This window comes from uncultured Tateyamaria sp. (assembly GCF_947503385.1).
Classification (GTDB): Bacteria; Pseudomonadota; Alphaproteobacteria; order Rhodobacterales; family Rhodobacteraceae; genus Tateyamaria.
In genome coordinates this window covers 50,885-71,813 of the sequence record NZ_CANNDO010000008.1, presented here as the reverse complement: position 1 = coordinate 71,813, position 20,929 = coordinate 50,885, and the positions used below count along the sequence as shown (strand labels likewise).

At 62.8% G+C, this 20,929-nt stretch carries 13 protein-coding genes; 7 read left to right on the top strand and 6 right to left on the bottom strand.

The genetic code is table 11. The annotated features are described in order from the left end of the window. Window positions 1–28: 28 nt before the first annotated feature. Entirely contained in the window at window positions 29–553 is a 525-nt protein-coding gene (locus tag Q1A85_RS19630; protein WP_299693637.1) for a sel1 repeat family protein, read from the top strand. Here the strand turns inward: Q1A85_RS19630 and Q1A85_RS19625 are convergent. The 3 genes from Q1A85_RS19625 to Q1A85_RS19615 all read right to left on the bottom strand — a co-directional run bounded on the left by Q1A85_RS19625 (window position 493) and on the right by Q1A85_RS19615 (window position 2,721). Next, window positions 493–1,158: an ATP-binding cassette domain-containing protein gene (locus Q1A85_RS19625; protein WP_299693634.1), complete on the bottom strand. Its 666-nt coding sequence runs from the start codon at window positions 1,156–1,158 to the stop codon at window positions 493–495. The two genes, Q1A85_RS19630 and Q1A85_RS19625, sit on opposite strands and share 61 nt — an antisense overlap. Next, on the bottom strand, window positions 1,159–2,130 hold the full coding sequence (locus Q1A85_RS19620) for an ABC transporter substrate-binding protein (RefSeq protein WP_299693631.1): 972 nt from the start codon (window positions 2,128–2,130) through the stop codon (window positions 1,159–1,161). It lies immediately after the preceding gene. 69 nt (window positions 2,131–2,199) lie between these two features. Beyond that, a complete protein-coding gene (locus Q1A85_RS19615; RefSeq protein WP_299693628.1) occupies window positions 2,200–2,721 on the bottom strand; it encodes a hypothetical protein in 522 nt (173 codons plus the stop codon). A 219-nt stretch (window positions 2,722–2,940) separates the two neighbouring features. Between Q1A85_RS19615 and Q1A85_RS19610 the strand changes: the two genes are divergently transcribed. The 6 genes from Q1A85_RS19610 (at window position 2,941) to Q1A85_RS19585 (ending at window position 10,895) form a co-directional block, all read left to right on the top strand. Beyond that, a complete protein-coding gene (locus Q1A85_RS19610) occupies window positions 2,941–4,707 on the top strand; it encodes a PQQ-dependent methanol/ethanol family dehydrogenase (protein ID WP_299693626.1) in 1,767 nt (588 codons plus the stop codon). A 111-nt stretch (window positions 4,708–4,818) separates the two neighbouring features. Further along, window positions 4,819–5,520 (top strand): response regulator transcription factor, encoded by a 702-nt coding sequence (locus tag Q1A85_RS19605; protein WP_299693623.1) that lies wholly within the window; start codon window positions 4,819–4,821, stop codon window positions 5,518–5,520. Between the two features lie 32 nt (window positions 5,521–5,552). Beyond that, window positions 5,553–6,758 (top strand): FIST N-terminal domain-containing protein, encoded by a 1,206-nt coding sequence (locus tag Q1A85_RS19600; RefSeq protein WP_299693621.1) that lies wholly within the window; start codon window positions 5,553–5,555, stop codon window positions 6,756–6,758. Next, window positions 6,749–8,968, top strand: a complete 2,220-nt coding sequence (locus tag Q1A85_RS19595; protein ID WP_299693618.1) for a PAS-domain containing protein — start codon at window positions 6,749–6,751, stop codon at window positions 8,966–8,968. The genes Q1A85_RS19600 and Q1A85_RS19595 overlap by 10 nt, the downstream gene beginning before the upstream one ends. Window positions 8,969–9,082: 114 nt before the next feature. After that, window positions 9,083–10,408, top strand: coding sequence for an ISNCY family transposase (locus tag Q1A85_RS19590; RefSeq protein ID WP_299693615.1), 1,326 nt, complete (start codon window positions 9,083–9,085; stop codon window positions 10,406–10,408). Between the two features lie 70 nt (window positions 10,409–10,478). Beyond that, complete coding sequence (locus tag Q1A85_RS19585; RefSeq protein WP_299693612.1) at window positions 10,479–10,895, top strand: 1-deoxy-D-xylulose-5-phosphate synthase; 417 nt, start codon at window positions 10,479–10,481, stop codon at window positions 10,893–10,895. Window positions 10,896–10,986: 91 nt separating this feature from the next. On the opposite strand, the gene Q1A85_RS19580 is transcribed toward Q1A85_RS19585, so the two are convergent. Genes Q1A85_RS19580 through Q1A85_RS19570 form a run of 3 tightly spaced genes read right to left on the bottom strand, consistent with a single transcriptional unit; the run spans window position 10,987 to window position 20,861 of the window. After that, the gene (locus tag Q1A85_RS19580) at window positions 10,987–11,355 is read right to left on the bottom strand and encodes a type II toxin-antitoxin system VapC family toxin (protein ID WP_299693609.1); all 369 of its coding nucleotides are present in this window, start codon (window positions 11,353–11,355) and stop codon (window positions 10,987–10,989) included. Next, window positions 11,352–11,582: a type II toxin-antitoxin system prevent-host-death family antitoxin gene (locus tag Q1A85_RS19575; protein ID WP_299693606.1), complete on the bottom strand. Its 231-nt coding sequence runs from the start codon at window positions 11,580–11,582 to the stop codon at window positions 11,352–11,354. The genes Q1A85_RS19580 and Q1A85_RS19575 overlap by 4 nt, the downstream gene beginning before the upstream one ends. Window positions 11,583–11,639: 57 nt before the next feature. Further along, window positions 11,640–20,861, bottom strand: a complete 9,222-nt coding sequence (locus Q1A85_RS19570; RefSeq protein WP_299693603.1) for an autotransporter outer membrane beta-barrel domain-containing protein — start codon at window positions 20,859–20,861, stop codon at window positions 11,640–11,642. Between the last annotated feature and the right edge of the window lie 68 nt (window positions 20,862–20,929).

Genomic DNA, 20,929 nt, shown 5'->3' with positions numbered 1-20,929 from the left:
GGCCTGTCCTTTGTGCTATATGTGGGCCATGCGTTATCTGATTGCCCTTGCCCTCTGCGCCACGCCAGCGCTCGCCGAAGAGTTCGGCACCCTCAATCCCGACGAGATGTCGTGGCAGCATTTCCTAAACGAGGCGGAGCGGGGCGAGACCGGCCTTGCCCTGTGTGCCAGCGGCTACATGCTGACCAAATCGGGCGATCACGCCGCCGCCCGCACCCTGTTCGAGAACTGCGCAGAGGCCGGGTACACCGGTGCCATGACGTGGATGGGTCAGTTGGACAACAATGGTTTGGGCGGCGACTACGACCCGGATGCCGCCGCCACATGGGACCGCCGCGCAGCTGACGCTGGCGACCCAGTGGGCAAGTTCAATTATGGCATTGCCCTGATGCGTGGCCACGGTGTGGCACGGGACGAGGCCCGCGGGCGTGCGTTGGTCGACGAAGCGGCGGGCGAAGGGCTGGTGATCGCGCAACGGCTGCAACGCGCGGGCTACGACCTCGACGAGGTCACGCCGGATGCCGACAACTGGAAATACGCCCCGTCGTTCTGAACGTCGTCGGTGATCGTCGCGGGGCTGCCGCCCAGTGTCACGATGCGGCTCGCCAGCTTTTGCGCCTCGTCCGCCACGTGGGTCACAAGGATCGTGGCCACGTCGTGCTGCGCCCGCAGCTGCGCAAACAGCGCCATCATCTCCTGCGCCAGTTCGGGGTCCAGCGACACAAACGGCTCATCCAACAACAGCAGGTCGGGCGTCACCGCAAAGGCGCGGGCCAGCGACAACCGGCGCTGCTGGCCGAGGGACAATTGGCTCGGATAATCCGCGCCACGCCCATCCAGCCCGACGTCACGCAGCGCGGCGTCGACCACTTTGTCCGACACGCCAGTCGTCACGCGGATGTTGTCGGCCACGGACCGCCACGGCAGCAGGGTGGGCTCCTGAAACACCATCGCACAGGTGCCGCGCAGCGTGCAGATTGCATCCTGTCCTGCGTCGATCCCCGCGATCACACGCAGCAAGGACGACTTGCCAATACCTGACGGCCCCACCAGCGCCAAAGTCTCGCCCCGCGCCATTTGCAGCGCCACGTCCCGCAGCACGGGCGTGCCCTGATGGTCCAGCGCGCGCAGTCGCAGATCAAGAAGCGGTGCCGCCACCTAGCTGCCCGGTTGGAGGAATGTACCTGCGGGCAACGTGCGCGCCTCGCCCACAAGATCGTCACCGCCAAGCGCGACCATCAGCGCCAGCATCCGGGCGGCGGCATCCTCGTCCACCGGGCCCGGCGCGGGAATGCCTGCACGGAACCCGGCCTTGAGGGCGGCAAACTGCGCATCCGTCTTGGCGTTCATCTTGTCGCGCAAGCGGTCCCATTCGGCATCATTCGCGGCCAACAGATCCTTGGCATCGCGCGAGGCGGCTGCAAGGCCGTGTACAAGGTCGGGATTGTCGCGCAGCATCTCGCCCTTGATCACGTAGCCCAGCAGTGGCGTATCCGGGTCCAACCCCAGCGCCGTGGCGGCATCGGCCACATCGACCAGCTTGCGCATCCCCGACGCCTCCATCTTAGCGAGGAAGTGCCAAAAGTTGATGGCCGCCCCCACCTCGCCCGACAGGGCGGATTTGAAGATCAGCGGCGGCGCGGCAAACACCTGTTCGGTGTCTGCCTTGAGATCGAGGCCGTGGGCCTGTTCCGCATAGGCCTGCAAAATCAGCCAGCTTTTGTCCAATGGTCCACCGGCGATGCCGATCTTGGCCCCGGCAAGGTCGGCCAGCGACTGTGCGGGGCTGTCAGCGGGCACCATCACACCGCCCACCGCCTTGGAATACGGGATGAACACGTAGTCCTTGCCCGCCGCGCGCCGACGTGCGACCCACAGCCAGTCCGACACGATCACATCCGCCTCGCCGCCTTGAAACGCGACCTTGGCCGCTGATCCACCGGCGACACCCTGTACCTGCAAGTTGAACCCATGCGCGGCGTCGAAGCCGTGGTGCCGGATCGTGTTCAGTTCCCAATTGACGGTCCCGAACTTGAGCACAGACGCGCGCAGCGTCGGTGTGTCGGCCCAGCCAACCGTGGCCACAACAGCGGCGATCACCGCCCCGGTCACTGCTTTGAAAAACGTCATGCGATCCTCCCCGTATCGGTCCAGCCTAGCAGGTTCGCCCCGCGCCGGAATGCGACCAAAGCCGCAGGTTCATTCGATGATCATGCGTGGCAGCCAATGGCTGTCCGGGTCACTTTCGTGCAGGTCACTGGCCCGCAAGGGGCGCAGGTCCCCCGCCCCCGGCGGGGCGGACAGCAGGTCCATGTCCATTTCGTGCAGGGTGCCGATCAGACGCCCGTCCGCGCGGTCGAGTTTGTAGTAGACCCCGTTCCACATGTTGATCCCGTATTCCGTGGCGCCCTTCCACAGAAAGAGAAAGTCATATTCCAGATCGGTCAGGTCCGCGCCGATATTGCGCGCGATCTCGTAAGGGTAGGGGACGTGGCACCAATGCTTGGCCGGCCCTTCGAGACAGCGAAACGGGCGCATCGACAGGAAGTGATCGGCAAAGGGGGCCTCAGCCATCTCGACCGTGTAGTCGCCACTGCCCGACACCTCTACTGTGGCAATCTTTACCCGCGTCCCATCCTGCGACTCAAGATAGACGCCCTGTGGCTCCGCTGCGGCGGCAGCGGCCACAAATGCCAGCACGATAGGTGCTGCGAATTTCATGGCACCGTCCTCCCATGCGCAGGATATGACGTGCCGGATCGAGTCGCTCTGCGACCAAAGTCGCGGGGTTCCTGTCAAGGTCTTTGGGGTCTTACGACCATTGTGCAATACCTGTGCACCCCTTTTGCACGAATAATCATCAGCAGGGCGAAGGCTGCGCAGTGCGCACGGCACGCCTTTGCGAGAACTGCCCACCAACGGGTCTTGGGAGGAAAAGATATGAACAGATTTATTGCGCTTACCGTCGCGGGCATCCTTGCGGCGACGTCTGCATTCGCAGAAGGCGTCACCGAAGAGATGCTGGCAAACGACACGGCAAGCACCGGGGACGTTCTGACCAACGGCATGGGCCGCCACCTGCAACGGTATTCGCCGCTCGACATACTGAACAAGGACAACGTGGACAATCTGGTTCCGGCGTGGGCCTTTTCGCTGGGCGGTGAGAAACAGCGCGGGCAGGAAACACAGCCCATCGTGCATGACGGTGTCATGTATATCACCGGCTCCTACAGCCGGATGTACGCCATCGACGTGAAAACCGGTCAGGAGATTTGGCAATATGACGCCCGCCTGCCCGAAGGCATCCTGCCCTGCTGTGACGTGGTCAACCGCGGCGCGGCCATCTATGGCGACAATATCTATTTCGGCACGCTGGACGCGCGCATCGTGGCGCTGAATGCCAAGACGGGCGACACCGTCTGGAACAAGAAAATCGCCGACTACAAGGCGGGCTACAGCTATACTGCTGCACCGCTGATCGTGAACGGCCTGATCATCACCGGCAATTCGGGTGGTGAGTTTGGCATCGTCGGTGCCGTGCAGGCGCGTGACGCCGAAACCGGCGAACTCGTCTGGGACCGCCCCGTGATCGAAGGTCACATGGGGATGCTCAACGGCGAAGAAAGCACCATGACCGGCACGCTGAACGCGACATGGCCGGGCGACATGTGGAAAACCGGCGGCGGCGCCACGTGGCTGGGCGGGTCCTATGACGCGGACACCGACACGCTGGTCTTTGGCACCGGCAACCCTGCGCCTTGGAATTCTTGGCTGCGGGATGCGGGCCAGAACAATGACGGCTCGGGCGACAACCTTTATGCCGCCTCGCGGATCGGCATCGACCCTGCAACCGGTGAAATCAAGTGGCACTTCCAGACCACACCGCGCGAGGGCTGGGACTATGACGGCGTCAACGAAGTTGTGGCCTATGAAAACCGGGCAGGCGAAAAACGCTTTGCCACGGCGGACCGCAACGGCTTTTTCTACGTGCTGAACCGCGACGACGGCGCATTCGTCCGTGGCGTGCCCTTCGTCAAGGACATCTCGTGGGCCGCAGGTCTCGATGAGAATGGCCGCCCGATCTACAACGAGGAAAACCGCCCCGGTGATCCGGCTGCGGCTGCCGATGGCAAAAAGGGCGAAGTCGTCTTTGCCTCGCCGTCCTTCCTCGGGGGCAAGAACTGGATGCCGATGGCGTTCAGCCAGCGCACCGGCAACTTCTACGTGCCCTCGAACGAATGGGGCATGGACATCTGGAACGAGCCGATCACCTACAAGAAAGGTGCCGCCTATCTGGGCTCGGGCTTTACCATCAAGCCCAACTACGAAGACCACATCGGCAGCCTCAAGGCGATCGACCCCGACACCGGCGACGTGAAGTGGGAATTCAAGAACGACGCACCGCTTTGGGGTGGCGTGATGACAACGGCGGGTGGCCTTGTGTTCACCGGCACGCCGGACGGTCGCTTTATCGCCTTTGACGACGACACCGGCGACGTGCTGTGGTCGTTCCAGACCGGGTCCGGCATCGTGGGTCAGCCCGTGACATGGGAACAGGACGGCGAACAATACGTCACCGTGATCTCCGGCTGGGGTGGCGCGGTTCCGCTCTGGGGTGGTGAGGTGGCCAAGAAGGTCAACTACCTGAACCAAGGTGGTACGCTCTGGACCTTCCGCCTGCCCAAACAGCTGGCCTCCGCCAACTGATCCAACACAAAGCACGCTCTGGCGCCCCTGCATCTGCGGGGGCGCTTTACGTTAGGGTCTAGTACCTTTTGGCAAGTGACCGCACGCCGCACCGTGGGCTAAGCTGATGTCATGTCGCTTCATCCTGTGCCCGTATCCGATCCTTCCGAAACCAAAATGCCGCAAGGCTGGGCGCTGGTGATCGACGATCACCCGCTGTTCTGCGACGCGCTTGAACTGACCCTGAGGTCGGTGGCCAATTTTGCCAACGTGGTGACAGCCGACAGCCTCGAACGCGCCCTTGACCGGCTGAACCAAGACGTGCCGCCCTCGCTGATCCTGCTGGACCTGAACCTGCCGGATGTGGACGGGCTGGACGGGCTGATGCGTCTCAAGCGTACGGCGGAAAACACGCCGGTGATCATCGTGTCGTCGATGACCGATAATTCCATCATCGCCAATTCCATCACCGCGGGCGCGCAGGGCTTTGTCCCGAAACATTCGCACCGGTCGGTGTTCCGCGAAGCGATCCAGACCATCGCGGCGGGCGACATCTACAAACCCGCAGGGTACGTCGAAGGCAACGGCGCCGAAGGCAAGGAAGACCACCTGACCCGCTTGTGTTCGCTGACCAATCAGCAGGCGCGCATCCTAGACCTCATCTGTGAGGGCAAGCTGAACAAACAGATCGCCTTTGACCTGTCCATCGCGGAAACCACGGTCAAGGCGCACGTGACGGCGATCATGCGCAAGCTCAGTGTGCAAAGCCGGACACAAGCGGTTCTTGTCGCACAGGAAGCCAAGTACTCTAAGGTCTTGCCAAGCTCGGACTGACCCCCGTATCGTGAGGGTCAGGGAGAAATCAAATGACATTGCAGTCCAAGGCCGACAGGCTTGAAGGACGTGCCGTGGCAGACCAGTGTGACATTCTTTGCACCGGTGAAGTGCGCGCTTCAACGACGTCACCCGTCAAACATCTGAAACGTGAACTGGGCGAAGGCCCGTTCGCGCTGGTCGCACTGTTTGTCACGCCCACGATCGACTTTCATACCGTCGTCGCAGAGGCGGCCGCGCTGTTTCCAGACACCGACGTATTGGCCTGCACCACAGCGGGCGAGATCGGCACAACCGGATACGAGGAAGGGCTGGTGGTGGCCATTGGCTTCCCCTCGGACGGGTTTGTCACCAAATCGCTGATGATCGAGGATATCAGCGCGCTCGACATGCAGGCGACCATCGACCGTGTGACGCTGGAACGGATCGCCCTGCGGGACCGGACGCCCGACCTTGACGACAGCTTTGCCTTTCTGGTCGTGGACGGTCTGTCGCTCAGCGAGGATACGCTGGCCGCCACCATTGCGCCCGCCCTGCGCGACTTTCCGATCTTTGGCGGCTCTGCGGGGGACGGGACCAGCTTTGCCCAGACCTTTGTCGCACTGAACGGCAAGGTCGCCAGCAACGCGGCGATCCTGACCCTTGCGCGCAGCCGCTTCCAGACACGGGTGTTCAGCCTCAACCACCTTGTGCCCGGCGACACCCAGATGGTCGTGACCGGGGCCGATCCGGCCCGCCGCATCGTCAAGGAGATCAACGCCGAACCCGCCGCGCGGGAATATGCACGCCTCGTGGGCAAGGACCCGGATCAGCTGGACCGCTTTACCTTTGCCTCGCACCCGGTTGTTGTGCGCATCGGCGACACCCACCACGTGCGCGCCATCCAGCAGGTGAATGAACATGGCGAACTGGTGTTCTTTTCCGCCATCGACGAAGGAATGGTGCTGACTGTCGCGTCACAGGAAAACCTGTCGACCCACCTGCAAGACAAGCTGTCTGACCTGGGCCACGCGCAGAAACCGGCCAATATCATCGGCTGCGATTGCATTCTGCGCCGGATCGAGGCGGAGCAGACCCAGCAAACCCGCCAGATCTCCGACGTGCTCAGCGCCAATCACGTCACCGGGTTTTCCACCTATGGCGAACAGATTGGCCCCCTGCACGTAAACCACACGATGAGCGGCGTGGCCTTCTACCATCCCGCGCCCCATGACAAGGCGGGCACGCCATGTCGCTGATCAACCCACAGGATTCGCTTGAGCGGCAGAACCAAAAACTGCTGCAAATCTCGCAGGCGCTCATGCGCCGGGTCGAACAAAAGACCGAACAATCCGGCTTTGCCTATCAGCAGTTTGAACGCGCCGCACTGCTGGAATCAGAGGTGCGCCAACGCACCCGCGATCTGGAACGCACGTTGGACCTGTTGCAGGACTCCAACGCGCGGCTCGAACAGGCCAATCTCGAAACCGAAACGGCGCAGGCCAACCTGACCGAGGCGATCGAGACCATCAACGAAGGCTTTGCGCTCTTTGATCAGGACGACCGGCTGGTGCTGTTCAACAGCCGGTTCTGCCGCGACCTGCAAGACGTCGAACCGCACCTGCAAGAAGGGCTGACCTTTCACGACTACGTCACCTCCCTGTCCAACAGCCGCTTTCTCGCGCTGCCGGACGGCCAGACGGCGGATGACTGGGCGCAACTGCGCCTTGAACGGCACCGCGAAGAACATGTGGTGTTTAATGTCAGCCTGATCTGGGACCGCTGGCTACAGGCCTCAGAACACCGCACTTCGCGCAACGGGACCGTGATCCTGCAAACGGACGTGACCGACATCATCCGGATGGAGCGGCAGGAACGCGACAAGATGCGACATCAGGAGGCGCGCAAGCTGCAAGCCACGCTGGACCACCTCAATCAGGGCGTCTGCATCTTTGACCACGACAAAACGCTGGTGGGCTGGAACAAACGCATGGACCGGCTGCTGGACGTGGCCCCGATCAAAACGCGCCGCAAGCTGACCTTTGACGATCTGATGGATCAGTTCCGCGAGGAACTGACCTTTAACGCCACGTTCAGCGCGCAGCGCCTGATAGACTGGACCAAACGCGCGCGCCCGCGCGAACCCATCGCTTTCGAAGTGACGCGCAAGGGTGACCAAATCTACAGCATCTTTGCGCAGGAAATGCCGGATCGTGGGTTCGTAATCAGCCTGACGGACGTGACATCCGAACGCGCCGCCACACGGGCGCTGGCCGAGGTGAACGAAAAGCTCGAAGGCTGGGTCGAAGAACGCACCGCCGAACTGGAAGAGGCGCTGGCCGAAGCCGAGCGCGCCAACGCGTCCAAATCCCGCTTTGTCGCCGCCGCGAGCCACGATCTGTTGCAGCCGCTGTCGGCGGCGAAACTCTTTGTGTCCTCCATCGCCGACCAGACCGACAACCCCGATATCCAGCGCGTGGTGGACAAGACCGAAACCGCCCTGCAAGGCGTCGAACAAATCATCGAGGCGCTGTCGGCCATTTCGAAACTGGATGCGGGCCATGCGGTGTTCGACGTGCAACCCATTTCGCTGAGCGAAGTGTTCAACCCTCTGCGTGATGAACTGGCCCCAAGCGCCCGCGCCAAAGGGCTGAAATTCACCCTCGTTCACAGCGGGCTGACCGTTGTCAGCGACCCCGGTTACCTGCGGCGGATCGTGCAGAACCTGCTGTCGAACGCCATTCGCTATACCGAAACGGGCCGCGTGCTGGCCGGGGTGCGGCAGGTGGGTGACTTTGCCCGGATCGAGGTCTGGGACACCGGCTGCGGCATCGCCGAACAGGATCAGGACACGATTTTTCAGGAATTCAAACAGCTTGGGCCGGGGGCCGCCAACACCGGGCTCGGCCTTGGGCTGGCGATTGTCGAACGCGCCTGCAAAGGGCTGCGCCACCCGCTTGAACTGTGGTCGAAACCGGGCACGGGCAGCTGCTTTTCCGTGATGGTGCCCGTGTCGGCCCCGGCCGCCCGGCTGCTCAACACGCGCGCGCCTGCGCCGTCACACGCGCTGCGCGATCTGAATGGGCTGCTGGTCATGCTGGTGGAAAACAACCGCAGCGTTGCGCAAGCCATCAGCCACCTGATCGAAAGCTGCGGCGGCGAGGTAATCGTCGCCGAATCCGCCGAAGAGGCGCTGGCCACCATTTCCGAGATTGATCTGGTGCCGGATGTGTTCCTGCTGGATTTCCAACTGGGCGACGGGATGAACGGCGTCGAACTGTACGAAAGTATCCTGCACCGCTACGGGCGCGTTCCGGCGGCCATTATCTCTGCCGATCGCACGATGGAGTTGCGATCCCACTGCAAACGCCTGCACATCAAATTGCTGGCGAAACCGGTAAACGCCCAACGTGTCTGCGATTTCCTGAGCGAAGGGTTCGGCGCGGACCAGCGGGTGCAGGTCGGATAATTTACATAAGTATGATTATTCGTCGCTTTGCATGTAGCCGCAAAGCGATAATGTCACCCATGAGCAATTCAGGAATGTCACTCTGCCCTCAAAAATTACTGAGGGTGAGCAGACATGGGATGGGTAATTATGAGCGAGCGCGAGTTGAACCGCGTGGAGGTTTTGGCGCAGGTCGATGATGGTCGGCTGACGGTCGATACTGCGGCGAACATGTTGTGCCTGACACGGCGACAGATTTTCCGACTGTTGAAGCGGTATTGTCAGGATGGCGCATCGGCGATCCGGCACAAAGCGCGTGGCAAACCTCCGAACAATCGCATTCACCATGCCAAACGCGACTATGCGCTCAGCCTCATCAAGGAGCGCTACGCCGACTTCGGGCCGACCTTGGCGGCTGAGATGCTGGCCGAGCATCACGGCTTCAAAGTCTCGCGCGAGACGGTTCGTAAGTGGATGCAGGAAGATGGCATCTGGCTCTCTCGCAAACAACGCCGCACGTCCCACCAGCCGCGTTTGCGCCGGGAATGCTTCGGCGCGCTGATCCAGATTGACGGATCAGACCACCGTTGGTTCGAGGATCGGGGCGATCCTTGCACCCTGCTCGTCTTCATCGACGATGCCACCAGCACGTTGATGGAGCTGCGCTTCGTCACGTCCGAGAGCACGTTCAGCTATTTCGAGGCAGTGGAAAGCTATCTGCTGAAGCATGGACGCCCTGTTGCTTTCTACAGTGACAAGCACACAGTGTTCCGAGTTCCAAAACCCAATGAACATATGACGGGCATGACCCAATTCGGGCGTGCTCTCGCGGAGCTGAACATTGAGATCATCTGTGCGAACAGCTCTCAGGCCAAAGGCCGTGTTGAACGGGCCAACCGGACACTGCAAGATCGGTTGGTCAAAGAGCTGCGCATCGCAGGCATCTCAAACATGGAAGACGGCAACGCTTTCCTTGCGGGCTTCGTCAAACGCTACAACGCCAAGTTCGCAAAGGCCCCGGTAAAGACAGACAATCTGCATCGTGCTTTGAACATTGAGCCGGATCGGCTGGCGGAAGTATTCTGTCTGCGCGATAAACGCTATGTCACTAAGGATTTGACGCTCACGTACGACCGCAAGCGCATACGGCTGGAGGTTAACGATCTGACGCGCGGTCTCGCCGGTAAATACGTGGATGTTTATGAGATGCCGGACGGGCGCATCCAAGTCCGCGCCAAAGGCGTCGCCCTGCCCTGCAGCATCTTCGATCCACATCAGCAGCGGGTGACCCATGCGGCGATCACAGAGAACAAGCACCTAAGCGCCGTTCTGGCCCACATCAAGGAAGAACAGGAGAAGGCCACACCGCCGCCAAAGGTCAAACCCGAGAGTGCGAGGAACGGCTACAAGAAGACCGGACGCCGACCCAGAGGACGCCCGTCAAAGATGGAAGCGTACTAACAGCGCAGACGCGCCGAGCGAGCCGCCGCCGAGGGATGACTTTAGAGAGCAATGTAACTATCAGGACGGCATGAGACACGCCGATCATTGGATGGACAAGCTACAGCTCGACGAGGAATTACCCTCGCAGTTCCGGCTGTCACGTTCAAAGATCATGTACATCGAAAGCAAGGCAGACGGGCTTGAAGGCCCTGCTGTGATTGGGCGTGTATATTTCTCGAAGTCGGGGAAGACGCTGTACTACAAGGGTCTCAAATTCCAGAGCCTGAAGGGCGCAGGTTTCAAAGCGAACTATTTCGAGACTGAGACCGGTGGTCACTACTGGATTTCAGGGCCTCGGAAAGACCAGAATGATCGTCTGTACGGCGGCAATAGCGGTGTACAGATTGATGATGACGTTCGCGAAGAATACGCCACCCTGATCTCCGGACGACCAGTCCCGCAAGGCTTTTCAGCCCTGCGATATTTGAGGTCTCCGGGCTGCTAAGCCTTGCTCCCGTCAGCGCTGTTGGTGACACTTCTGCTTTGCAAACCCAGTAGACATTTCTACTTGGTTGAAACATTACCGCACCGCACGGTCAGGTCACCAGTGCAACGTCATACCGCCCCACCTTGCCGTCACCGCTGACGAGGGCCATGCCCTCGGCCACCGCCTGCGCGATCAGCATCCTGTCGAACGGGTCGGAATGGTGCGCCGGAAGCGCCGCCGCCGCATCGGCGTGCGCCCACGTGATCGGCAGCGGTCGCACACCGGAGGCATGGGCCACCTCGAACACGTCACCGGGCACGGCGAGCTTGCCAAGGGCACGCTTGATCCCGACTTCCCAGACGCTCGCGGCAGAAACATACAATTCGCCCGTATCCAGCACCTCGCGCTGCGCAGCACTCAGGCGCGGGTCATCCACCAGCGCGCACAACAGCACATGCGTGTCCAGAAGATACTTCATTCAGAGGCGGCAAACAGCGCTTCGGCCTCGGCGTCCCCTGCCCCGATCTCTGGAGCCTGAAACGCACCGGCCATCGCCCCGCGCAACGGACGTGCTGCCGGACGCTCGACCGCCACGATCTGCGCAACGGATTTGCCGTAACGGGTCAGTTCCACCGGCTCGCCAGCCTCGGCGCGGCGGATCAGTTCGGCAAATTGGGCCTTGGCTTCGGCAATTGCGATCTTCATAGGATACCTCGCGTTATGACCATAATGTAGGTCATAACGCGCCGTTCATCAAGACCCCTAGTTCAGTGGAATGCTCAGTTGCAGCCGCGCGCCATAGGCTTCGAAATCGCTCGCCCCGATCCCGTCATAGTGCATACCAAAGGTCAGATCGATCCCGCTGCGCCCGCTGATCTGCACCGACGCCTCGACCCGGCCCCGAAACCCGTCCGTTTCGCCGGATGTGTCGTTCACGATCGTCACGCCGTCCGTGTCGCTGAAGTTGTAAATGCCGTTGACCGTGAAGGTCGGGCGGATCACCGTCTGGTTGCGCCCCTCGAACACAGTCGAGAAAGTCGGCCCAAGCCGGATCTGGCCCAGCGACACTTTCTGTTCGGGGATCGTCACGCCAAGGCTGTCCACATAGCTTTCGGCCCGGTCCTCGATGTAGCTCAGGCTCAGGTTTGGCGTGACCACCCAGTTGTCCCAGTCGAAATTGCCCGACAACGTGGCATCGACAAGAAAACGGTCGGTCTCAAATTCGTCCGTATAGGTGCCGAACGGGCTGATCGAGTTGCTGGACTGACCATAGGCGATGCGCCCGTCAAAGATCAGGTTGGGTGCGATCCGCGCGGTGACATAGGGCCCGGCCATCCAGCCGGTGCCGTCAATCGTGGCCCCGCCATCGTCGCCGTCGTCCAGACTGTCATATTGCAGCAGGAACCCGGCAAGGATGTCCTCGGACACCAGATAGTCAGCCCCCAGATAGGCTATGCCGAAATGGCCATCTGACCCGCCGGATGCCTCATAGCGGGTATAGCTCGCCTCGAACCACACATCCCAGCGCGGCGGCGTCCAGACCTGTTCATTGTCCTCGACACCGTCCACGGCCAGCCGGAACATCCGGCGCGACCGCTCGATCTGCTGCAAGGAGGTCGAGAACTTGTAGTTGTTGGAGCCGAGCGACAGCAGGTCAAAGCTGAACGGTGTGGCCGATGCCAGATCGCCCTGCTGGAAGCGCAGCGTTTCCGACCGCCCGACCCCCTGATTGAGCCGCGCCATACGCCGCGCCGAAGACGGGCCGGTCGACAGGATCAGGTTGTTGCGCCGGTTCAGGAAGGTGTTGATCTGGTCCACCGTCTCCTGTCGCGAATTCACCGCGCCCCACGTACAGGTGATGTCGTCACCCAGATCCACGGCCAGCGTGACGGTCCCCGCCGTGACATCCACGGTGGAATTCATGTCGGAACAAACGAGCGTCTCATTCCCGATCCCTGCGGGCCGGGTCTGGGTCACAGTGTAGGTGCCCGTGCTGACCGACACAGGGCCGAAACTGCCCGACCCACCAGCGGTCGCAATCGAGAAGTTGAACGCCGCCTGCGTCGAGGAAAAGGCAAAAGTGCCATCGGCCACGCTGTTCTGCACAAACGTCACCGATCCGAACGGGTTGTTCGTCACCACCAGCGGCGTGGACGGTGCCGCAAGCGTGGCGCCCCCAAGGCTCGAACTGAGCGATCCGGTGATGGTGGGCACGACCCCCTCGATGATCGAGGTCACATCGACCCCCACCGTACAGGTGGACCCCCCAGCGACCGCGCCGCCGGTCAGTGTCACCTGCCCCCCATTGGGGTCTGCCGAAACGGTGCCGCCGCACGAGTTCGACGCATTCGGCACCGAGGCCAGCGTCAAACCGGCGGGCAAATTGGCGTCAAAGCCCAGCGATCCGGCCATCATGCTGCGCCCGGTCTGCCCCGTCCGCCCGACCTGCGCAGCCGGCAGTCCCGAGGACGAATTGTCCACGACCAGTTCCAGCCGCGATGTCTGGCCCTGCCCGATGCTGGGCGGTGTAAAGGTCTGACGGAACTCCGGCGCGGGTGCGGTGCCCACATTCAGCGACACCGCCGCCGCGCTCGACGTGCCCAGCGATGTGGTCAGATCACCCGCCGTCGCACTGAACGTGCCGGTGTCCAGACTGGTCACATTGACCGACACGGTACAGCTTGTGCCTTCGGCCACAGTGCCGCCGCTGAACGAGAACGTGCTATCGCCCGCCGCCGCCGTCACCGCACCTGCCGCACAGGTGCTGGCCGCAGTCGGTGGTGTCGCCACCTGCATCGTCCCGCCAAGGGTCACGCTGAACGTGGCCCCCGTCGCCGCAATCAGGTTGGCGGTGTTGTCGATCGTATAGGTCAGCGTGCTGGCGTTGCCTTGGGTGACCGTGGCGGGCGCAAGCGCACCCGAGAACAGCGGCGCGCCCGCCGGTGTGATCGTCAACGGCACAGAGACGCCCACGCTGTCCCCCAGCGCGGTCGAAATCAGACCGGTCGCCTGCGCCGCAGGCCCGTCCTGCAAGGCCCGAATGTCAAAGGAGAACGTACACGTGCTGCCAGCCGGAATCGCGTCCGCCGTCAGGCTGACATCGTCGTCGCCGGGCGTCAGCGCGATGGTGGGGTTCACACATGTGCTCGTCGCGTTGGGTGTCGGTGCAACGGTCAGCAATGCGCCGGTCTCAAGGCTCAGGTTCAGATCGTCGGCATCAATGAGAGACGCAGAGTTGTCAAACGTGACCTCAAAGGTGGTCACACCGCCTTCGACCACCGTGTCGGGGGTCAGGGTGGCGGAAATGACGGGCACCGGCGCGGCTGTTACGTTGAGGCTGTCGGATGCCTCGACCGTGTCGCCCAGCGACGTGGCGAACGCCACCGCATAGGCGTTGGTGCCGACGGTTGTTGCGATCACCGGCAGGGTGATGGTGCAGGTGTCCCCTGCGGCGACGATGCCGCCGGTCAGTGACACGTCCGGCCCCTGTGCCGTGGACGAGAACGTCCCGCCACAGCTGTTGGCGGGGGTGCCTGCCGCATCCGCGCTCATCCCATCGGGCAGCGTGTTGGCAAAGCTGATCTGCTCGGCTGCAATCGATGCGCTGTTGACCAGCGTATAGGTCAGCGTGGCCGCCCCACCCTGCGCAACGGTTGTCTGGTCGAAATCAACCGTCAGCACCGGCAGCGGGGCTTCAGTCACCGTCAACGTCGCCGATGCGGTGCCGCTGTTGCCCAGCGTCGTGACCAGATCACCCGACACCGTGTCGAACGTGCCAACCGTCGCGGACGCGACATCTACGGTCAGATCACAGCTGGCCCCGGCGGCAATCGTGCCGCCGCTAAAACTCAATGTCGCGTCACCTGCCGTCCCGGTCGGCGTCGCACCACAGGTGCCGCCGAAATTGAGTGGATCCGCCAGCACCGGGCCGCCCGCAAAAGTCTCGCCCAGTGTGACAATATCCGCCGCCAGCAACGCGCTGTTGCTGATCGTGTAAGTCAGCGTGCTGACCTCGCCCTGCGTCACACTGTTGGGGGCAAAAACCTTGGCGATGGTGGGCAGCGGCGCGGGTGTGAGCGTCAGTGTCGCCTCTGCCCCTGCCGCAGAATTGCCGATATCCGTCTCGACCGCGCCGGTGGTCACGGTCTGGCTGGTCTCCAGCGATGTGGTCAGCACATCCACCGCGAACGCACATGTCCCGCCCAGCGGGATCGTCGCGCCAAGGAAGGACACCGTGCTTGCACCCGCCACGGCAGTCACCGTGCCGGAGGCGCAGGTCAGGCTCGCATTCGGCACAGCGGCCACCACCATACCCGCAGGCAATGGCGCAGAGAACGCCGCACCAGTCGCGTCAATCAACGTGGAAGAGTTGGTGAAGCTGACAGAGAGGCGGCTTGTCCCGCCCTGCACTGTCGTCGCAGGTGTAAAGGCCGCCGACAGCGTGGGACGTGGCGCATCCGAAACGGTCAGCGTGGCCGACGCGGTGCCGGAATTGCCCAGCGACGTGGACAAAGCGTCCGTGGTGTTTGTCAGGCTTGGCCCTTGGGTTGCGCGGACAGAGACCGCATAGGTGCAACTCTCTTGGGCGGCCACGGTTATGCCCGCGACCCCAAATGATCCCGCCGCCGCGCTGACTGTGCCAACGGTGGACGCGCCCGATGTACAACTGCTGACGACATTTGGCGTGGCCGCCAGTTCCAGTCCCGCCGGGAAGGTGTCGGTGATGCTGCCTGCGGTCGCGGGCACCAACGCGCCGCTGTTGTCGATGGTCAGGGTCATGCGGGTCTCGCCGCCCAGTTCAACGCTGTCAGGTGCAAAGACCTTGGTAAAGGTTGGCGCATCCGCCGCCGTCACGTTCAGGTCGGCCCCTGTGGCCGCCCCCGCCCCAAGGGTCGAGGCCACGCTGTTCAGCGTGAAACTGGCCGTGCCTGCGGTCACGGCTGTGACCGTCACGGTTGTGGTGCAGGTTGTGCTTGCCGCAAGGCTGGTTAGGCTCAGACCAACGCCGCCGGGGCCTTGGGTCACGTCCGCACCACAGGTGCCGGTGTCAGCGACCGGCGCCACAAGGCTGACACCGGGGGGCAGGGCAAATCCGCTGCTCACCGTGCCTGCGGCAACCAGTGCGGCGCTGTTGTCAAATGTGACCGTCAGCGCCGAGGTGCTGCCTTGCGGGATATTGTCCGGCGCAAAGGCCATCGCCGCCGTGGGCGCGGGCGCGGGGGTAAAGGTGATGTCAGCCGACCCCACGCCGGTCAGCAGGCCCGTGGTCAGCGGCACCTGATCAATCGGGTTCGAGAATGTGGTGGCCTGATCGCTGGTCACGTCAATGGAAACGGTACAGCTGCCGCCCGCAGGAATGACCCCTGCCCCGCCCGTCGCAAAGCCGGACGTGCCGGATGCAGAGACCGTCGATCCCACACAGGTCGTGGCCGCATTGTCGGGTGATGCGATGTTCAGACCCGTGGGCAGCGCATCCTGCAACGCGCCCAGTGTCGTGGGTACAGCCGCCGCCGCGTTGTCCAGTGTCACTGTGAGGGTGGCCACTCCGCCCTGCGCGACGCTTGTCGGGGCAAAGGCGGATGTCACCGTTGCTGCGGGTGCCTGCACCACGGTCAGCGTGGCCGACGGCAGGACGGCCTGCACCCCGAAATCCGAGCCGAGCGACGACAGCGTCGTGGGATAGGACGCGGTCAGAACCGACACCACATCGACGGTCACCGCACAATTGGCCCCCGCCGTCAGCGTCCCACCGGTCAGGGTGATGCTGCTGCCACCGGCAGTGGCCCCCAGCGTTGCAGAGGTACAGGTGGTGCTGGCATTGGGCACATCGGCCACAACCAGGCCCGCGGGCAAGGTCTGGCTCGCCGCGATGTTCACGGTGTCGAGCGCTGCCGCCGCGCTGGTCAGGGTCAGCGTGTAGGTGGATGTTGCACCTTGGGCGACGGATGTGGGCGCAAAGGCCAACGCAGCGGTGACCGTGGACGGTGCATCCACCGTCAACGTGGCCGCCGCCGTGCCACTGCTGCCAAAGCTAGACGTCAAAGCGCCGGTTGTGTTGGTGAAACTGCCAGCAGATGCGCCCAGCACGTCATAGGTGATAGTGCAATTGGTCAACGCATTCACAGTGCCGCCGGTATAAGAAACGCCCCCTGCCCCGCTGGTCGCAGTCAGCGTTCCGCCGGTACAGGTGGTTGACGCATTGGCCGGGGTCGCAACCACCAGCCCCGCAGGCAACGTGTTCGACAGGTCCAGCGACGTGGCCGGGATCGCGCCGGTTGCGTTGGTGATGGTGAGCGTCGCGGTCGACGTGGTGCCCTGCTCAATCGTGGCTGGCGCAAAGGCAAGCGCAAGCGGCGGCGGCGGCGGTGTCACCACCTCGACGCTGAATGCGGCGGTGTTTGCGATGCTGGGGAATTCGGTCGCGCCTACGGTGGGTGCGGGCAGGCTCTGGGTGCCCAGCGTCAGCGATGTCAGGTCGGCGGTCAGCGCACAGCTGCCCCCCGCCGCAATCGACCCGCCCACCAGCGTGGCCCCGGTCGGCGTGGGCAAAAAGGTGCCGCCACAGGTGTTGGACGCCGTACCGCCCGGTCCGGGCAGGAACGCGCCAAATGCCTGCGCAAAGCTCAGGTTGGTGATCCCCACGGCGCTGGCACTGTTGTCGATCGTGTAGACGACCTGCACATCGGTGCCTGCGATGATGGAACTGGCCGAGGTCGCCACCGTCACGATCGGCGGAGGCGACACAACCGTCAGCGACGCCGCCTGCCCCGCCGCCACCGTCAGACCCACATCCGTGAGCGCGCTGGTGGTGCTGGTGAACGTGGCGGGTGTCACGCTGGGCACGTTCACTGTCGCCGAGAAGGTGCAGCTTTCGCCCGGTGCCAGAATGCCGCCCGTCAGATCCAGTGTGGTTGTCCCCGAAATGGACGATCCGGTGCCGCAACTGCCGCTCAGGCCGGACAGGGTCGCACCCGGAATGTCCGTCCCGATCGGATCGCTCAGCCCCAGCCGCGTCAGGCTGGCCCCGCCTGCGGGGTTGTCGATGGTGTAGGACACCGTGGTGGTGCCACCCGCGTTTGCGGTGCTGGGCGTGAAACTCTTGGCCAGCGTGGCCGACGCCGTGGGCGAGATCACGGACAGCGACGCGCTGGCGGCAGGAGCCGTCACTGTAGTGCTGAACAGGGTCGCTGCCGCGGTGCTCGTGGTATTTTCGAACGTCCCCGCTGCCGCGCCAGACGGGATCGCCACATTGACCGTCACCGAACAGGCCGCGCCGCCGGTCAACACGATACCACTCAGCGAAATCAGGGACGCGCCGGATGTCAGGGCCGCCGCGCCGCAGCTATCAGACACCTCACTGTCGAGCGTCGCGCCCGAAACAAAGGCATCAAGGTCGTCCGTCAGGGACACATTGGACAGCGTTTCCGAGATGGACGGTGTAAAGGTGATGGTCATCGGCACCGTATTGCCCGCCGTCACGCTGGACTGACCAAAGGATTTGGCCACCTCGAACCCGACCGTTTCGATCTCGATCGAACCCGTTGCCGCCGGTGACGTCACGCTGGCCCCGCCAAGCGTTGCCGACAATGCGCTTGTCGTTGTGGGCACCGTGTCGCCCGTCGGCAGGGATGTCGGTACATTCAAATCAAACTCGATCTGGCAGGACGAACCACCTGGCAGTGTTCCGCTGGCAAAGATTAGGAATGTCGTCCCCGAGACGGATGGCGTGCCTCCGCAGGTGTTGGACACCGGTGTTGCGTTATAGGTCAGGCCGGGAAAGCCGCTGTTGATACTGTGGGTGAATTGCAGGTTGGTCGCATCAGCGCTGCCGGTGTTGTCGATTGTGTACCGCGCCCGCACCGTGCCGCCGGGCAGCGCTGGTCCGTTCAGAATCTCCAACGCGAAATCAAGACCCGACAGGACGGTGACATTGCCCACCGCTGCGGCAAAGGTCTGGCCACCGCCATTGGCGGTGATACCGGATGTCGAAATACTCTCTGACGCGCCCGGCGTTGCCGAGTTGGGCACCGTCACGTTGACCACAACCTCACAGCTTTCGCCGGCAGCCAATGTGCCACCCGCAAAGGTATAGGTGCCCGCCGCATCGCTGACCATGCCGCCGCATGTGTTGCTTTGCGCCGACACGAAGCCCAGCAAACCAATGCTCGCCACATCTTGGGAAAAGGTGATGTCCGTCAGGTCGGTGGCGTTCTCTGCCCCTGCCGTCAGCGTCGTGGTCAGTGTCGTTGCGGCGCCGACCGTCACGCTGGGCACCGTCTGCGTCGCCGTCAGGCCAAGCGCACCGGACACGGTGAAGGATGCGCTGGCACCACTCACGGTAAACCCTGTGCCCGACACCAATGCCAACAGGTCTGACGACTGCAACGACACGGTCGATCCCGATGCGCTGGTGTCGATATTCAGCTGCACCACAAAGGAGCAAGAGGCCGATCCCGCCAATTCAAGCGCACTATACGTGATTTCGGCAAAGCTGACGTCCAATGCCGCTTGGCTTGACGCGCCACAGAACCCGGTTGACGGGCTCGGCGACACTGTGCCCGGCACCATGCTGCCATCAAAAGTGAAAGAACCGTTTCTGAGCGTCTGCGTGGATGTATTGGTCAGCGTGAACTCGGCAAATACCGTGTCGCCGGGTGCTGCATTGGTGACAACCGACCCGCCCGACGCCGCATCGACGATCTGCAATCCAAAGGTGGGTGCGGTCGTCGTGGGTATCACAAGGCTGGCGGATGTGCTGTTGCCCGTCACCGGGTTGCCGCTGATTGTGCCGGTCAGCGCGTTTGTCGGATAGTCGAACCGGCCCGGCGCCACAGTTCCCGCACTGTATGTATAGCGCGCCTCAAGCGTACATGTATTGGTCGAGGCCGGGATTGAACCCGCCGAAAAGGTGACATCGGAGGCCGTGCTTTGGCTGGCGGTAAATCCGCAACTGTCGCCGGTGATCTGGTCAAAAGTCAGATCCTCCAGCCCGGTGTCGCGCAACGTGTCGGTAAAGGCGATGTCGGTGAGCGCGGTATCGCGCACGGTGTAGGTGATTGTGAACGTGGCCGTGACCGCGCCTGTGCCATCTACGGGGTTTGGCGAAAACGCCTTGGCCAGCCGCGGCGCGCCCGCGGGCGCTGCCACCACGGTGAACTCTGCGGCACCTGCGTCCAGTGTTTGGACCTGTGGGAACACCGACGATCCAAAGTCTAAGACGTTCTGATAACTGGCCGTTTCGACTGTGTTGATCGCGGTCCCGGACGTCGTGGCGCGCAGGGGCACGGTGATATCGCATGTGAACGGTGTCGCAATTCTTGGGTCCGGCGACGGCACAGGGCCAAAGTTGACCTGCGTCGACGACACCGTGATTTCGTTTGCGCCGGTGTCTGCGGACACCAGCACATCCACACCCGAACAGGTCTGCGCAACCGTGACCGGCGTGTCGATTTCAACATTGGCCGGCAAGGTGTCCGTCACGCTCAACCCCGCCACTTGGGTGTCGGAGACATTGCTGAAATCGAACGTGTACGTCAGCGTTACCGCCGCGCCCGCGGTTACGGACGCCGGTGTGAACTGCTGCGTCACAATCGCCCGCGCCCCGTCAACGGAGAGCGACGACACGTTGTCTGTGCTGGTCAACGCGCCTTCGGTGAACAGCTCAACATCCGGAAAGACGACCGTTCCGGGGGTCGAGGATGTCAGCGTCGCGCTGATTGTGCAGGTGCTGTTGCCCGGCAGCGCGTCAGAGGCGAATGCAAATTGCGCGGCACTGCTGGATGAAATCGTGCCGCCAAAACAGTCTGTCGTCGGCGTCCCGACAAGCGTGACATTGCCCGGCAAGGAATAGCTGATTGTCGGTTGGTTGACGATCGGCCCGCCCGAGTTGTTGATGCTGAGTGTCAGCGACGTCACCCCGCCCGAGGAGATGGTGGTGGGCGACAATGATGCGTTAAGGGACTGCGCTGATGCGGCCTGAACCATGGCGGCGACCGCTGCAAAAAGAACTGTTCCAAACAAGCGCCACTGACAGAAATATCGCAATTCAAAAT

Coding starts and splice junctions, on each gene's coding strand:
- Q1A85_RS19610 (WP_299693626.1), top strand. CDS start 2,941: ATGAACAGATTTATTGCGCTTACCGTCGCGGGCATCCTTGCGGCGACG.
- Q1A85_RS19595 (WP_299693618.1), top strand. CDS start 6,749: ATGTCGCTGATCAACCCACAGGATTCGCTTGAGCGGCAGAACCAAAAA.
- Q1A85_RS19580 (WP_299693609.1), bottom strand. CDS start 11,355: ATGAAGTATCTTCTGGACACGCATGTGCTGTTGTGCGCGCTGGTGGAT.
- Q1A85_RS19585 (WP_299693612.1), top strand. CDS start 10,479: ATGAGACACGCCGATCATTGGATGGACAAGCTACAGCTCGACGAGGAA.
- Q1A85_RS19570 (WP_299693603.1), bottom strand. CDS start 20,861: ATGGTTCAGGCCGCATCAGCGCAGTCCCTTAACGCATCATTGTCGCCC.
- Q1A85_RS19620 (WP_299693631.1), bottom strand. CDS start 2,130: ATGACGTTTTTCAAAGCAGTGACCGGGGCGGTGATCGCCGCTGTTGTG.
- Q1A85_RS19590 (WP_299693615.1), top strand. CDS start 9,083: ATGGGATGGGTAATTATGAGCGAGCGCGAGTTGAACCGCGTGGAGGTT.
- Q1A85_RS19575 (WP_299693606.1), bottom strand. CDS start 11,582: ATGAAGATCGCAATTGCCGAAGCCAAGGCCCAATTTGCCGAACTGATC.
- Q1A85_RS19605 (WP_299693623.1), top strand. CDS start 4,819: ATGTCGCTTCATCCTGTGCCCGTATCCGATCCTTCCGAAACCAAAATG.
- Q1A85_RS19630 (WP_299693637.1), top strand. CDS start 29: ATGCGTTATCTGATTGCCCTTGCCCTCTGCGCCACGCCAGCGCTCGCC.
- Q1A85_RS19600 (WP_299693621.1), top strand. CDS start 5,553: ATGACATTGCAGTCCAAGGCCGACAGGCTTGAAGGACGTGCCGTGGCA.
- Q1A85_RS19615 (WP_299693628.1), bottom strand. CDS start 2,721: ATGAAATTCGCAGCACCTATCGTGCTGGCATTTGTGGCCGCTGCCGCC.